Raw genomic sequence first — 14,436 nt, forward strand, 5'->3', positions numbered from 1 at the left:
CCGGAGCGTCCAGTGCCCGGACGGCCATCCATGCCTCAACGTGGGGATGACGCCCGCTCCGGGCCACCCTGCCGCCCGGCACCTCCTACGACGCCGGGCGGCCAAGGGACCGGCCGTCCTGCCCTCGTTCGCTTCAGGGTAGAGTCCCCCGGCGCCAACGCCCGCCGGAGTGTCCTCCTGATGTCCGCAGCCTCCCTGCTCGCCGCCTGGCTCACGCTCGCCAGCCCCCCCGCCGACCCGCCATCTCCTGCCCCCGCCACGGCCGCCAACACGGCCCCGCGCGACGTCTACGCGCTGGACGACGCCGCCTTCGTCGCCCAGGCCCGCCGGGACCTGGAGACGCTGCGCCAGGGGACGGAGGGGCTGCGCCGGCTGCGGGAGGAGGCCTTCCGCTCCAAGGCGCTGTACCAGCGCGGCAAGGACGCGCCGTACACGCCGGACGAGAAGCAGCTGCTGGTGTCCACCTGGGCCGCCTTCTTCGACTGCTTCGTCTCCACGGAGGTGGTGCGCCAGCGCTACTGGGACTTCCTCAAGGTGCCCGCCCTCACCCAGCCGAAGAAGCACGCCTGGGGCTTCCTCCTCACCCACGCGGCGCTCGCGTCGGAGCTGGCGCAGGGCATGGCCTTCGCGGACCTCACCGGGGGCCAGGCGCAGCTGGAGGTGCTGCTGGACGAGCCCGGCCCCGAGTACGGCCTGCCCGCGCGCGCCTTCAGCCGCTTCAAGGAGAAGGTCGTCCACGTGGGCACGAGCACGCAGCTCTTCACGGGCGACGGCTACCGCGCGACGCTGCACCCGGTGCTGGCGAAGTCCGGCGTGCTGAACGAGCCCGGCGTCCCCGCGCTCTTCCAGGCCATGCGGCAGGACAGCAAGACGGCCCGCTCGCGCCTCTTGAAGCGCGGCCCGGTGCTCTTCGCCAAGGCCGCGGCGGATCTCACCCAGGACACCACCGCGAGGGCGGTGTTCCCGGTGCAGAAGACGGTGGCGGAGTGGATGGGCGACACGCGCGTGCACCGCTCCGGCAGGCCGCTCATCTCCCGGGAGCAGGTGCTGGCGCTCCTGCCGCGCATGGCCCCGGGCGACGTGATGGTCGCGCGGCAGAACTGGTTTTTGTCCAACATCGGGCTGCCGGGCTTCTGGCCGCACGCGGAGCTCTACCTGGGCACCGCGCAGGAGCTCTCCCAGACCTTCGACGCGGACCCGGCGGTGAAGGCCTGGGTGGCCACCCTGCCCGGCCGTCCGGAGACGTTCACCGCCCACCTGGCGAAGGCCTTCCCCGCCAAGTGGGCCGAGTACACCGGCAAGGACGCGCACGGGGACCCGCTGCGCATCATCGAGTCCATCAGCGAGGGCGTGAGCTTCACCGGAGTGGAGCACGGCATGCACGTGGACTACCTGGGCGTGCTGCGGCCCCGGCTGTCCCAGGTGGACAAGGCCCGCGCCATCCTGCGCGCCTTCACCTTCCAGGGCCGGCCGTACGACTTCAACTTCGACTTCTTCTCTGATCAGTCGCTGGTGTGCACGGAGCTGGTGTGGAAGTCCTACGCCCCGTCGAAGGACATGAAGGGCCTGGACATCCCCCTGGTGAGCGTAGCGGGGCGCAGGACGCTGCCGGCGAACGAAATCGTGCGCGTGTTCGACGCCGAGTACGGCCAGCCCGGGCGGCAGTTCGACTTCGTCGCCTTCCTGGACGGGCGGGAGGGCTCGGCGGACGCCGTCGAAGCGAACGCCGAGTCCTTCCGTTACACCTACCGGCGGATGAAGTGGGACATCGCCCAAGAGTGAGGCTAGAGGCACCACACCATGACGGAAGAGACGGCGAACGAGTTCCTGGCCCTGGCCTCCCCCCTCTATGAGCGGATGATTGCCCAGCAGCAGGCGAAGGTGCTCAAGCTGGCGCGCGAGGCGGTGCCCAACATCGGGCCGGAGGAGCTGCGCAACCCGCACGACTTCCCCGAGCTGAAGGAGCACCCGACCTTCGAGTTCGAGGACGGCATCCTGGCGGGACTGATTTCAGCCCAGATGGCCCTGCGTGCGGAAATCAAGGGCCGGCTGCCCGCGGCACCCCCGGGCATCTGACGCCCGCCTGCCTGCTTTTGCCGTGAGGAGCATTCGTGGGTTACTGGTGCGCACCGTGAGCTTTTCCTCTGGTTTCGGCCCTCCGCTGGCGCGCGAGCGGTTGGTGTCTTCCCTGGCCGCGGATCCACCGCGGCTGGACCTGGCGGCCCTGGCCATCGCGACGTTGGGCCGTGAGGACCTGGATGCTCCGGCGTGTCTGCGGACGCTGGACGCGCTCGCCACGCGAGTGCAGCTGGAGGCGGAGCGCCTGCGCGAAAAGGGCGAGGCCCTGGCCCCGTTGCGCGCCCTGCGCCACGTGCTCGCGGACATCGAGGGCTTCCGGGGCAACGAGGACGACTACCACTCCCCGGACAACAGCTTCCTGGACCGGGTGCTGGAGCGGAAGGTGGGGCTGCCGATAACGCTGTCGGTGCTCTACCTGGAGGTGGCGCGCCGCGCGGGCATCCCGCTGTACGGCGTCCCCTTCCCCGGCCACTTCCTGGTGGCGTGCGACGCGGGCGACCACAAGCTGGTGATGGACCCGTTCCACCACGGCGACATCCTCACGGAGCACGGCTGCGAGGAGCTGCTCAAGCGCGTGGCGCCGCAGCTCAAGTTCGACCGGGCCATGCTCGCGCCCGCGCCGGTGGAGCTCATCGCGTACCGCATGCTGTCCAACCTGCGCCGCGTGTACCTGGGGCGCGACGACAGCCAGCAGGGGCTGGCGGTGGTGGACCTGCTGCTGCTGTTGGCCCCGGACCACCCGGGCGAGCTGCGCACCCGCGCGTCGCTGCTCACCACGCTGGGCGCCTTCCGCGCGGCGCTCAAGGACGTGGAGCGCTGCCTGGAGCTGTCCCCGGACGCGCCGGACCGCGAGCGCCTGGAGCTGTCCGCCCGGGAGCTGCGCGAGCGCGCCGAATTGCTCAACTGAAAGAAAGGGAACCCGTCGAATGTCGTCCGCGCCCGAGTCGCCCAAGTCCCAAGTGAAGCCCTGGCCGCGCCTGCGCCGGGGGCTGGAGCACGACTTCACGGTGGTGAAGGTGCGCGAGGACGCGATGGCGGATCCGCGCACCCACATGGAGCACCGCCGCGTGCGCATGGACTGCGCGGACTGGGTGAACGTCATCGCGGTGACGAAGCAGGACGAGCTGGTGATGGTGCGCCAGTTCCGCTGCGGCATCGACGCGGCGACGCTGGAGGCGCCCGGCGGCGTCATCGACCCGGGTGAAGACCCGGCCACCGCCGCCGCGCGCGAGCTGGAGGAGGAGACGGGCTACCGCGCCGGCCGGCTGGAGGCGCTGGGCGTCGTGCACCCCAACCCGGCCTTCCAGTCCAACCGCTGCCACACGTACCTGGCGCTGGACTGCGAGCGCGTGAGCGACGGGGACCCGGATGACGGCGAGGACATCGCCGTGGAGCTGCATCCGCGCGCGGACCTGCCCCGGCTCATTTTGGAAGGCCACATCACGCACTCGCTGGTGGTGGTGGCCTTCTTCCTGGAGCGGCTGCGCGCGGAAGCGAAGCGTTAAGCGGGCTCGCGCTCCCAGGTGCCGGAGCGTCCGCCGGATTTGTGGTCCAGCTGCACCGCTTCGATGACCATGCCGCGGTCCACGCTCTTGCACATGTCATAGACGGTGAGCGCCGCCGCGCACGCGGCCGTGAGCGCCTCCATTTCCACGCCCGTGCGGTCCACCGTCTTCACCCGCACGCGGACCTCCAGCCCTTCGTCCACGGGCGTGAGCGTCACGTCCACGCCCGCGAGCGCGATGGGGTGGCACAGGGGCACGAAGTCCGGGGTGCGCTTGGCTGCCATGATGCCGGCGAGCCGCGCCGCCGCGAGCACGTCACCCTTCTCCACCTGCCCCGCGAGGATGCGCTCCCGCGTCGCGGGCAGCATGCGCAGGCGCGCGGTGGCCACCGCCACGCGGTCCGTCTTCGGCTTGTCGCCGACATCCACCATCTTCACCGGCCAGCCCCCTTCGCCACCGCGGCGAGCAGGTCGTCCGCCACGTCGTCTGGATCCTCCAGCCCCACGGACACGCGGATGAGGCTGTCGCGGATGCCCGCCTGGGCGCGCTCCTCGGGCGTCATCCGGCGGGCGCTGGCGCTGGCCGCGTGCATCACCAGCGTGCCCACGTCACCCAGGGACGGCCCGGGCTTCGCCACGCGCAGCGACTCCAGGAACCGGTCCCCTTCCTTCTGCCCCGCGCCCTTGATTTCGAACGCCACCATGGGCCCGAAGCCGCCTTCCAGGACCCGCGCCGCCACCGCGTGGTCCGGATGGGAGGCGAGGCCCGGGTAGATGACCCGCTCCAGCAGCGGCGACTCCGAGAGCCGCTTCGCCACGTGGGCGGCGTGCTCGTTGTGGGCCTTCATGCGGACGGGCAGCGTGCGCAGGCCGCGCAGCGTGAGCCACGCCTCGAAGGGGCCCAGCACGTCACCGGACAGGATGCGCGCGGACCGTAGCGGATCAATCCGAGCCTTCGAGCCACTCACCGTGCCGCCCAGCGCGTCGCTGTGGCCGTTGAGCCACTTGCTCGTGGACTGCACCGAGTAGTCCGCGCCCAGCTCCAGCGCGCGCTGACCGAAGGGCGACGGGAACGTCGCGTCCACCGCGAACACCGCCCCCGCGTCCTTGCAGGCCTGCGCGAGCGCGCGGATGTCCGGCACGCGCAAGAGCGGGTTGGAGATGCTCTCCGCCAGCACCAGGCGCGGGCGCCACTCGCGGATGCGCGCGGGCGCGTCCGGGGACGTCTGGTCGAGCGGACGCAGCTCCACGCCCCAGCGCGCGCACAGGTTCTTGTAGAGCGCCCGGGTGACGCCGTAGCCGTCCGTGGGCATCACCAGCACGTCACCGGCCTTCCACGGCTGCGCGTCGAACAGCGAGCGCAGCGCGGCCATGCCGCTGGCGTAGGCGACGCAGGCCTCCGCGCCCTCCAGCGCCGCCACCGCCTCCTCCAGCAGCGCGGCGTTGGGCGCGCTGATGCGGGCGTAGGCGTAGTCCTTTCCGTCCAGCGCGTCGGACAGGTCGTCGCTGCTGTCGAACCAGTTCACCGCCGCCGGGAAGATGGGCGGCATGACGGGCACGGCCTTGCTCCCGGTGAGCCGGGAGCCCGCGTGCACCGCCACCGTCTTCTGCTTCGTCTTCATGCGCGTGTCGTCTCGCTCGGGACGGAAAGGAAGTGACTACTCGCCGTGCTCGATGAGCCAGCGCTCCGCGTCGATGGCGGCCATGCAGCCCGTGCCCGCCGCGGTGATGGCCTGGCGGTAGTAGCTGTCCTGCACGTCGCCGCAGGCGAAGACGCCCTCGACGTTGGTGCGCGTGCTGCCCGGAATCGTCTTCAGGTAGCCGCTCTGGTGCGTCTCCAGGATGCCCTGGAACAGCTCCGTGTTCGGCGTGTGGCCAATGGCCACGAACAGGCCGTGCGCGTTGACGAGCTTGCTGTCGCCCGTCTTGACGTTGCGCACCACGGCGCCCGTCATCCCCTTCCCGTCGCCCACGACCTCTTCCACCGCGGAGTCCCACATGAAGGAGATCTTCGGGTTGTTGAGCGCGCGCTCCTGCATCACCTTGGACGCGCGCAGCGAGTCGCGGCGGTGGATGAGCGTGACGTGGTTGACGATCTTCGCCAGGTACGTGGCCTCTTCCATGGCCGTGTCGCCGCCGCCCACCACCAGCACGTCCTGCTTCTTGAAGAAGGCGCCGTCACAGGTGGCGCACGCGGACACGCCGCGGTTCTTGTAGGTGTCCTCGCCCTTGACGCCCAGCCACTTGGCGGTGGCGCCCGTGGAGATGATGACCGTCTCCGAGCGCACCTGCATGCCGCTCTCGCTCTCCAGCAGGAAGGGCCGCTTGGAGAAGTCCACCTTGGTGACGTTCTCCATGTGGATGACGGTGCCGAAGCGCTCCGCCTGCTTCTGGAAGCGCTCCATCAGCTCCGGACCGGTGATGGCCTCCGGGAAGCCGGGGTAGTTCTCCACGTCGGTGGTGACCATGAGCTGGCCGCCCGGGACGCGCTGCGGGTGCTCCAGGGTGGGGCCGCCGGCGAACACCATGGGCTCCAGGTTGGCGCGCGCCGCGTAGATGGCGGCGGTGTAGCCCGCCGGTCCCGAGCCGATGATGGTGACCTTCTGGATCTTGTCCTGCGACACGGCGCCTCCTGCGCTCATACGTTGACGGGCCCGGACGGTAACAGACGCCGCCTTCCTGGCCATGATACGAACCTGGACCCCATGGATGCCGCTGTCCTCAAGAAGGTTGCGCTCTTCGAGGGATTGACCCAGGGCCAGCTCGCCAAGGTCGCCCGCCTGGCCCGCCCCCTGCCCCGCTTCTAGCTGGCGGCCCTGGCGCTTCTCGGCTCCTCGCACGCCAGGAGTGCGAGTGGAGCATCGCTGTCCGTCCCGCCACGGGGCCTCTTCTCGCGCCGCTGGACGGGCCCTGCCCCGGCGTCCAGGAGTGGCGCCTGGAGGGCACATGCCTTGCTCAAGCCCGCCGTCGCGTGGACGGAGGCGGGATGGAACAGGGTGGAGAGGCGTGGGCGGAGCCGGGCGAAGGGGAAGCCACGGGTGGCAGGTCGGTGAGGGCGCGAAGCCCGGGATTGGGGGATGCGCGCGAGCGCCTCTTCCGGCTGGGCGCGGAGGCCCTCACCGACCTGGAGTTGTTGGGACTCCTGTGGACGGAGGGGCTGGGGGACGCGGCGGACGGCGTGGCGAAAGGCGGGCTCAAGGCGCTGGTGCAGGAGGATCCGCGCGTCTTGTGCGCGCGGCGGGGCGTGGGGCCAGCCCGCACGTCCCGGCTGCTGGCGGCGCTGGAGCTGGGACGGCGCGCGCAGCGCTCTGCTGAGAAGCGGCCCCGGCTGCGCAATCCGAAGGAGGTGCACGCGTACCTGGCGCCCACGCTGGGCGCGCTCCGGCGCGAGGTGTTCCACGTGCTGTGCTTCAACCCGCGCAACGTGCTGGTGCAGGACGCGCGGGTGGCGGAAGGGACGCTGAGCGCGTGCCCGGTGGACCCACGGGAGGTGTTCGCGGCGGTGCTCGCCTCGCGGGCCACGGCCATCGTGTTCGCGCACAACCACCCCTCCGGAGACCCTGAGCCCAGCGTCCAGGACGTGGGGCTCACGGAGCACCTGGCGCGCGCGGCGGGGATATTGGGGGTGAAGCTGCTGGACCACGTCGTCGTGGGGGACGGCGCGTTCGTGTCCATGCTGGAGCGGGGCATCCTGCCGGACAGCGAGCGGGAGGGGCGGCGCAAGTGCGTCTCGGGCGGGAGCTGGTGATGGGGGCGTGCGTGCTGCTGAGGCTGGGGACGAGCTCCCTCCAGGTGGAGGTGCTGGAGGAGACGCGGGCCCAGGTGGTGCGGACCGACGGCGGGCAGGCATGCACGGTGGAGCGCTGGCGGCTGCCACCGGGCGTGCGCGAGGGAGACGTCCTCGTGGACGGCCGCCTGGACCCGGAGCGGACGGAGGCGCTGCGGCGCGAGGTGGCGTTGAAACGGGCCGCGCTGGCGGTTCCCCTTCCTCCGGGGCTCGAGCTGTGACGCGGGGACACCGGTATCCACGAGGGGATTGGCGTTGACGGCCCATCCAGGATGATGAACATGCGCGCGATGACGGAGTCCCTGCCCTTCCTCGAAGATGCCCAGCAGGGACTGGTGCGGCACTTCGGCCTGTCGGAGTTCCGCCCCGGCCAGGCGCCCGTCATCAGCTCCGTCCTCAGCGGCCGAAACACCGTGGTGGTCATGCCCACGGGCGCGGGCAAGTCGCTCTGCTACCAGCTCCCGGCGCTGCTCTTGCCGGGCATCACGCTGGTGGTGTCGCCGCTCATCGCGCTGATGAAGGACCAGGTGGAGCAGCTCGCCGCGAAGGGCATCGCGGCCACGTACATCAACTCGTCCCTGTCGGACGTGGAGCGGGCGGACCGCCTGCGCAAGCTGCGCGCCCGCGAGTACAAGCTGCTCTACGTGGCGCCGGAGCGCTTCCGCAGCGCAAGCTTCCTGGAGCTGGTGTCCGGGCTGGGCGTGGAGCTGTTGGCCGTGGACGAGGCGCACTGCATCTCCCAGTGGGGCCACGACTTCCGGCCGGACTACGCGCTCCTGGGTCAGGTGCGCAAGCGGCTGCGGCCCCCGCGCACGGTGGCGCTCACCGCCACGGCGACGCCGGAGGTGCGCGAGGACATCGTCCGGGTGCTCCTGATGAAGGACCCGGCGGTGTTCGCCCAGGGGTTCGACCGGCCCAACCTCTTCCTGGACGTGGTGAACGTCAGCGGGGACGAGGAGCGCCGGGACGCGTGCGCGAGCCTGGCGGCGAAGGGCGGCGGCAGCGGCATCATCTACTGCTCCACGCGCAAGGCGGCGGAAGGGATGCACTCCGCGCTCGTCACGCGCAAGGTGAAGGCGGTGCTGTACCACGCGGGCATGGAGGACGACGCCCGCCGCCGCGCGCAGGACGACTTCATGTCCGCGAAGGAGGCGGTGGCGGTGGCCACCAACGCCTTCGGCATGGGCATCGACAAGCCGGACATCCGCTTCGTCGCGCACGCAAACATCCCCCGGGCGGTGGAGGCGTACTACCAGGAGATTGGCCGCGCGGGCCGCGACGGCAACCCCGCCACGGCGGTGCTCCTGTTCAACCACGCGGACGTGTACACGCAGGAGCGCCTCATCGAGGGCAGCCACCCGTCCGAGTCCGTGCTGTCGGACATCTGGGCGCAGCTCCAGGCCGTGGAGGAGTTCGACCGGGGCGTGCACGCGCTCGCGGGCATGGTGGGCGCCAGCGAGTTCGAGGTCTCCGCCGCCCTCAAGATTTTCGAGCGCGAGGGCAAGCTCGAGCGCGGCGGCCGGGGTGAAGGTGAGTACGGCATCACGCTGACGGACAAGGCCGCCAGCGCGCAGCCGCACGCGGCGGAGTCCCAGCGGCTGTTGCGCTCGCTGCTGGAGACCTTCCCCGTGGGGCGGCAGGCCACCACGGAGCTGCCCATCCTCGCGCGGCGCACGGGGCTGACGGAGGACGACGTCCGGCACGCGCTGGGCCTGCTGGAGAAGTCGGGCGTGGTGCGGGTGCGCCGGCCGTTCGCGGGGCGCTCCATCCGCGCGCTGGAGCGCGTCCCGTTCCGCGAGCTCTCGGTGGACCTGTCCCGGGTGCGCGAGCAGGAGCGGCTCAACCGGCTGATGCTCAAGCGGATGGCGGACTACGCGTACACGCCGAAGTGCCGGCGCGCGTTCATCCTGCGCTACTTCGGGCAGGCGGACGCGGCGGCGGTGTGCGGCAAGTGCGACCGGTGCGCGGGCAGCATGATGCCCAAGCCGTCCGGCTCCGCCTCGCGCTCCGCGCCGGCCGCGTCCGGGGCGCCGGTGATGGCGTACAGCGAGCTGGCCTCCATGGAGCTGCGCCGCTGGCGCAAGGACCTGGCGAAGGACCTGGGCGTCCCGCCCTTCATCATCTTCAACGACGCGACGCTGCTGGGGCTGGCCGCCGCGCTGCCCGTGGACCGGGAGTCCTTCCTCGCGGTGAAGGGCACCGGGGAGAGCCGCTGGGAGCGCTTCGGCCCCAAGGTGGTGGACATCTGCCTGATGGCGCGCGCGGCGGGCCATGAGCCGCAGGCGGCGCCCGTGGCCCCGCGCATCCGCAAGGCGAAGTCGCGCCGCTAGCCGTTCTAGCCCTTGCCGGGCCGGGGGCCTTCACCGCCGCCGCGCGTGGCCCGCAGCAGCGCCCACCGCAGCACCGCCATGATGGCGCCCACGACCAGGGCCAGCAGGAAGATGACCGCCACGGTGACGAGGCCGAAGACGACGCGCACGCCCAGGTCGGTGATGCGGCCGTTGAAGTACGCCTCGCGCAGCGGCTCCATGGCGCGCACCAGCTCCAGCGCCCGCGCCGGCAGCGAGTCGAGCGCCATGGAGAGGCGCTCGAAGAAGGGCGCGTGGTACCGCCGCCGGATGGACTCCACGACGATGCCCGTCAGCAGGTAGAGCACCGACAGCAGGAAGGCGTTGCCCCACATGACCTTCAGCAGGGGGGAGGACGGGGGCCGCGGGTCGCTCACGTCGACCACGCTAGCGCGACGCCCGGCGCTTGAGGAGCGGAAGGGCCTTCTTCACCCGGCTCGCCTCCGGCGCGCCCCCCGCGAGCTTGAGGAAGGCCTCGTAGGCCTCCACCGCCCGGGGCAGCTCCGCCGTCTCGCGCACCAGCACGTCCGCCAGCGCCAGGTGCGCCAGGCCGTCCGTGGGCTCCAGCTCCACGGCCTTGGCCAGCGCCTCGCGCGCGGGGGCCTCCTGGCGCTGCTTGAAGGCCACCAGGCCCAGGGCCAGGTACGCGCGCCCGTTGTAGGGGGCCAGCTTCACTGCCTCGTCCGCCGCCGCGCGGGCCTCCTTCACGGCCCCGGCGCCCAGCAGCACGCGCGCCAGCGTCACCTGGGCGAAGGCCTTGTCCCAGACGGTGGGCGCCTTGTCGGCCAGGTCCTTCAGCGTGCGCGCCGCGCCACGGCCACCGCCCGGCAGCTGCGTGTACAGCTCGCCCACGCGGCCGCACGTCGCGTCCGGCCCTTCCCGCCGCGCCGCCGCGAAGGCCGCGTCCGCGCTCTCCACCTGCCCCTGGCGCAGGAACGCCTGGGCGATTTCGCAGAAGGTGTCCGGGTCCTTGGAGTCCAGCTTGTTGGCGCGCTCCAGCGCGGAGAAGCCGCCCTTCGCGTCGCCGTTGGCGAACAGGAGCGCCGCGCGCAGCCGCTGCCCCTCCGCGTCGTCCGGCGCCAGCTTCACCGCCCGGCCGGACGCGCCCTCCGCCTCCTTGCGGCGGCCGGACTGGTACAGCGCCAGCGCGAAGCCCTTCTGCGCGGCCGCGCTGCCCGGGTTGTCCAGCTGCCACGCCTCGAACTGCTTCAGCGCCTCCGGGGTGCGGCCCAGCGCCAGGAGCGTGCGCCCCAGGGCGTCGCGGGCCTCGCCGTGCGCGCCGTTGCGCTCCACCGCCTGCGTCAGCGGCTTGAGCGCCATGTCCGGCAGGCCGCGCGACAGGAGTAGCCGCCCCAGCGAGCACGCGCCCTCGTAGTCGCGCGGGTCCTTCATCGCCTCGTCGAACTGGGTCTGCGCCTTGTCGAGCGCGCGCTCGCGCCAGTACACCTGTCCCAGCGCCACGCGCAGGTCCGTGCGGGGCTTCTTCGCCACCGCCTTCTCCAGCACGTCGCGAGCCTGGGCGGCGTTGCCCTCGTGCGCGTCCGCCAGCGCGAGCCACACGACGGCCTCCGGCGGATAGCGGTCGTTCACGCGCGTCTTTCCCAGCTCCGCGCGGGCGCGCTTCCAGTCCCCGAGCCGCGCGTACGCCGCGCCCCGCACCAGCGACACCTTGCGGCCCCCGTCGGCCTCCAGCCGCAGCAGGGCGTCCTTCTCGCGGTCGCGGTCCAGCAGCGTGCGCCCCAGGCCCTCCTTCGCGGCCTCGCTCTTGGGCTGTAGCTTCAGCGCGGCTTCATAGGCCTGCTGCGCGGCCTCCAGCTTGCCCGCCGCGCGGCCCGCGGCCCCGAGCGCCAGCTGGAAGTCCATGGCCAGCGGCCCCTGCGTGCCCTTGGAGAGCAGGGTGCGCGCCTCGTCGTACCTGCCCAGCGCGGACAGGATTTCGCCGTGCACCAGCTGCTGACGGGGCTGGAGCGCGGGGGGCACCTTGGCGTCCTGCGCGAGCGGCGCCACGTCCGCCAGCGCCGCGTCCAGGTCCTGCTCCAGCGCGAGCCGGCTCTCCGCCATCCCGATGCGGGCGGCGGCGTGCTCCTTGGAGACGTCGCGCGCGCGCTTGAACATCTCCAGCGCCTGCGCGAAGTCCTCGGAGGCGAGGTAGTAGTTGCCCAGCGCCACCAACGCGCGGACGTTGCCCGGCGAAGCCTTGAGCGCGCGGTCGAAGCGGTCCAGGGCCTTCTTCTCGTCCTTGGCGGCGATGAGCAGGCTGCCCGCGAGCGCGTGCACCTCCGTCACGTCGTCCTGCGAGGCGAGCAGCGCGCGGTTCGCGGACTCGCGGGCCCGGTCGTCGGCGACGAGCGCGTTGGTGGCCAGCACCAGGCCGTTGAAGCCGTCCTTCACGCCCGGCTTCTCCAGCGCCTCCAGCGCGAGCCGGCGGTCGTCCGCCCTGGCGCCGTGGTCCAGGTAGCGCAGCGCGTGCGCGTAGCCCGCGAGCGCCCACGCGGCGGGGCTCGCCTCGTCCATGTCGCGCGCGCGGTCGAGCTGGCGGAGCGCTTCATCCAGCGACGCGCCCGTGTCCTGCGCCACGGCGCGCTTCGCGAGCTCCAGCGTCTCCGACAGCGTCTGGCCACCCTGGCGGGAGCGGTAGAGGATGAAGAAGCCCGCGCTCGCGCCCAGGAAGATGAGGGCCACGAAGAGCGCCACGGTCTTCGCGCCATAGCGCTCGAGGAGGGACTGCTTCGCCCGCTCCTTGGCGATCTTCTCGTGCATCTCGCGCTCGTACTTCGCCGCGAGCGCCTCCGTCTCCTTCGCGTTCGCCGCCGCCTTGTTGCGCGCCGCGGCCGCCGCCAGCTCCGTCGCGTCCGGGATGTCGTCCAGCAGCGAGCGCTTGCCACCCGAAGCGACCGGAGCCGGAGTCACCGGCGCGGCCGCGCGAGCCCGCCCCGTCTCCGGAGGAGGAAGGTCCCCGAGCAGTCCCCCGCCCTGCGACGCGGAGGGTTCATCCTCGGGAGGCGCGTCGGGGAGATCCGCCAGCATCCCGGACCTGCGCCCGCGACTGGAGGCCCCTGGATCCGCCGCCTGCACGGGAGCGGGAGGAACCTCCGAGCCCTGCTCCGGCTCCGCCGGCGCACCGTCGCCAGCCGCCGGATCCGCGGGGTCACCCGAACCGGGCTCCTGGACCGCGGCCGAAGCGCCTTCGCTCGCCGGATCCGCTCCAGCGCCCGGATCCGACGGACCGCTGACCGCATGCTCGCGCCCCGACCCAGGCTCCTGCCCCGGATCCACCGGGCCGCCGCGCGACGCGTCCTGCTCACCCGCCTCCACGGGGCCGGGGCCCTGCGCGTCCTCCGGCACCGGCGTCCCGACGGGCGCCGTGGGTCCACCATGCGCCTCGACGGAGGCGACCCTGGAGGCCGCCTGCGCATCCGTTCCGCCCGCCGGCGTCTCCGTCCGGGCAGCGCGACGCGGCTCCAGACCCGCCGCCGCGGCGGCACGCGCCTCGAACGCGGACGGGGCCGCTTCCGGAGCAGGCGGCTCCGGCGCATCCTCCTCCGGCGCGGCCGCGGGGGTCGCCAGGACGCCCAGGTCCTCGAAGATGGGCGCCGGTCCACCGGACAGCGCCTGCTGGGCCTGATCCAACCACTGCTTCACGCGCCCGTTGTTGGGCTGCAGCGCCACGGCCTTGCGCAAGATCGGCAGCGCGGAGCGGTACAGCCCGCGCTGCAGGAGCACGTCGCCAATGAGGTTGTAGGCGTACGGGTTGTCCCGCTCGATGGCGATGGCCTGGTCGAACTGCTCCATCGCCTCCGCGGGCCGCCCCAGCTGGATGAGCGCCTTGCCCCACAGCACCCGGCCCACGGTGGACGTGGGGTGGTGGGAGATGCCCTGCGTACACACCTCGATGGTGCGCTGCGCGTCTCCCTTCTCCAGCAACGCCTTCGCCAGCTCCACGAAGACGGAAGAGGTCGGGTCCTGCCGGAGGAGCTGCTCGTAACGCTCCACCATCGACTTGGCCATGTTGAGTCGCGACTCCGGTGCGCTAAGCGGGGGAGCGCGGACCATACCACTGCCCTCGTCCGTTCCGCCCAGCGGCTGGTAGCGTCGCGGCCATGAAACGCCTGTCTGCCCTGATGGTCGCCCTGGTCCTCGGTGGGGCCTGTGCCCACACCCCTCCCAAGTCGGACCTGGAAGCGCTCAAGCCCGTCGTCGAGGGCTTCCACAAGAACCTGCGCTGGAGGAACTACCGCGCCCTGTCCACCTTCCTCGTCCCCGAGGAGCGCAAGGACTTCGACAGCAAGCGCCGCGAGCTCCACGACGACCGCGACCTCACCGTCACCGACTACGAAATCGAGGACGTGAAGCTCGCCGAGGACGGCCGCCGCGCCACCGTCCAAAGCCGCATCCAGTGGATGCGCCTGCCCTCCGTCACCGAGCAGAACGACACCGTCACCTCGGAGTTCATCTTCCGGGACGGCGTCTGGCTGCTGGAGCAGCAGCAGTCCGGTCCCTTCGCGGGTGAGCTGGAGCCACGGGAGGCACCGCCAGCGCCGTCTCCGTAGCCCGCAAAAAAGTCGCCCACCGTCTCGGGGCCGGCCGAGACGATGGGCGTCGAGGGTTCCCCAATGGAACCCCCTACCAGGGTGACGATGTCGCGCGGTACTTCCGGCCCGCTGCGACCCCGCCGTGTTGCCTGGTCTCTAGAGCAATGCGGGTGCCAACCTCCCCGC

The 14,436-nt window shown here is 72.0% G+C and carries 13 protein-coding genes; 8 read left to right on the plus strand and 5 right to left on the minus strand.

Annotated features, from left to right (window positions below):
* Window positions 1-180: 180 nt before the first annotated feature.
* The 4 genes from D7W82_RS21745 (at window position 181) to D7W82_RS21760 (ending at window position 3,584) form a co-directional block, all read left to right on the plus strand.
* Window positions 181-1,782 (plus strand): YiiX/YebB-like N1pC/P60 family cysteine hydrolase, encoded by a 1,602-nt coding sequence (locus D7W82_RS21745; protein ID WP_120620182.1) that lies wholly within the window; start codon window positions 181-183, stop codon window positions 1,780-1,782.
* An 18-nt stretch (window positions 1,783-1,800) separates the two neighbouring features.
* Complete coding sequence (locus D7W82_RS21750) at window positions 1,801-2,076, plus strand: hypothetical protein (RefSeq protein WP_014394826.1); 276 nt, start codon at window positions 1,801-1,803, stop codon at window positions 2,074-2,076.
* Window positions 2,077-2,161: 85 nt separating this feature from the next.
* The gene (locus D7W82_RS21755) at window positions 2,162-2,986 is read left to right on the plus strand and encodes a SirB1 family protein (protein ID WP_199727803.1); all 825 of its coding nucleotides are present in this window, start codon (window positions 2,162-2,164) and stop codon (window positions 2,984-2,986) included.
* A 19-nt stretch (window positions 2,987-3,005) separates the two neighbouring features.
* Entirely contained in the window at window positions 3,006-3,584 is a 579-nt protein-coding gene (locus tag D7W82_RS21760) for an NUDIX hydrolase (protein WP_120620183.1), read from the plus strand.
* Here D7W82_RS21760 and moaC read toward each other — a convergent pair.
* Genes moaC through trxB form a run of 3 tightly spaced genes read right to left on the minus strand, consistent with a single transcriptional unit; the run spans window position 3,581 to window position 6,207 of the window.
* Window positions 3,581-4,021: a cyclic pyranopterin monophosphate synthase MoaC gene (gene moaC / locus D7W82_RS21765; protein WP_043321173.1), complete on the minus strand. Its 441-nt coding sequence runs from the start codon at window positions 4,019-4,021 to the stop codon at window positions 3,581-3,583. The genes D7W82_RS21760 and moaC overlap by 4 nt on opposite strands.
* On the minus strand, window positions 4,018-5,205 hold the full coding sequence (locus D7W82_RS21770) for a PLP-dependent aspartate aminotransferase family protein (protein ID WP_120620184.1): 1,188 nt from the start codon (window positions 5,203-5,205) through the stop codon (window positions 4,018-4,020). The genes moaC and D7W82_RS21770 overlap by 4 nt, the downstream gene beginning before the upstream one ends.
* A gap of 36 nt (window positions 5,206-5,241) precedes the next feature.
* Window positions 5,242-6,207, minus strand: a complete 966-nt coding sequence (trxB, locus tag D7W82_RS21775; RefSeq protein WP_120620191.1) for a thioredoxin-disulfide reductase — start codon at window positions 6,205-6,207, stop codon at window positions 5,242-5,244.
* A 362-nt stretch (window positions 6,208-6,569) separates the two neighbouring features.
* Here trxB and radC point away from each other — a divergent pair, with 362 nt between their 5' ends.
* From radC to D7W82_RS21795, 3 genes are read left to right on the plus strand one after another with little or no spacing between them, the layout of a single operon-like run.
* Window positions 6,570-7,331, plus strand: coding sequence for a DNA repair protein RadC (gene radC / locus D7W82_RS21785; protein WP_120620185.1), 762 nt, complete (start codon window positions 6,570-6,572; stop codon window positions 7,329-7,331).
* The gene (locus D7W82_RS21790) at window positions 7,331-7,591 is read left to right on the plus strand and encodes a DUF3006 family protein (RefSeq protein WP_120620186.1); all 261 of its coding nucleotides are present in this window, start codon (window positions 7,331-7,333) and stop codon (window positions 7,589-7,591) included. The genes radC and D7W82_RS21790 overlap by 1 nt, the downstream gene beginning before the upstream one ends.
* Window positions 7,592-7,642: 51 nt before the next feature.
* Window positions 7,643-9,700: an ATP-dependent DNA helicase RecQ gene (locus D7W82_RS21795; protein WP_120620187.1), complete on the plus strand. Its 2,058-nt coding sequence runs from the start codon at window positions 7,643-7,645 to the stop codon at window positions 9,698-9,700.
* 5 nt (window positions 9,701-9,705) lie between these two features.
* Here D7W82_RS21795 and D7W82_RS21800 read toward each other — a convergent pair whose 3' ends face one another.
* Window positions 9,706-10,053 carry a hypothetical protein gene (locus D7W82_RS21800; RefSeq protein ID WP_120620192.1) on the minus strand — a complete coding sequence of 116 codons (348 nt, stop codon included), beginning with the start codon at window positions 10,051-10,053 and terminating at the stop codon, window positions 9,706-9,708.
* A 52-nt stretch (window positions 10,054-10,105) separates the two neighbouring features.
* Complete coding sequence (locus D7W82_RS21805; RefSeq protein WP_120620188.1) at window positions 10,106-13,726, minus strand: tetratricopeptide repeat protein; 3,621 nt, start codon at window positions 13,724-13,726, stop codon at window positions 10,106-10,108.
* A gap of 92 nt (window positions 13,727-13,818) precedes the next feature.
* On the opposite strand from D7W82_RS21805, the gene D7W82_RS21810 reads away from it, so the two are divergent.
* The gene (locus D7W82_RS21810; RefSeq protein WP_120620189.1) at window positions 13,819-14,268 is read left to right on the plus strand and encodes a hypothetical protein; all 450 of its coding nucleotides are present in this window, start codon (window positions 13,819-13,821) and stop codon (window positions 14,266-14,268) included.
* Window positions 14,269-14,436: the final 168 nt, after the last annotated feature.

This window comes from Corallococcus sp. CA049B, from assembly GCF_003611685.1.
GTDB lineage: Bacteria > Myxococcota > Myxococcia > Myxococcales > Myxococcaceae > Corallococcus > Corallococcus coralloides.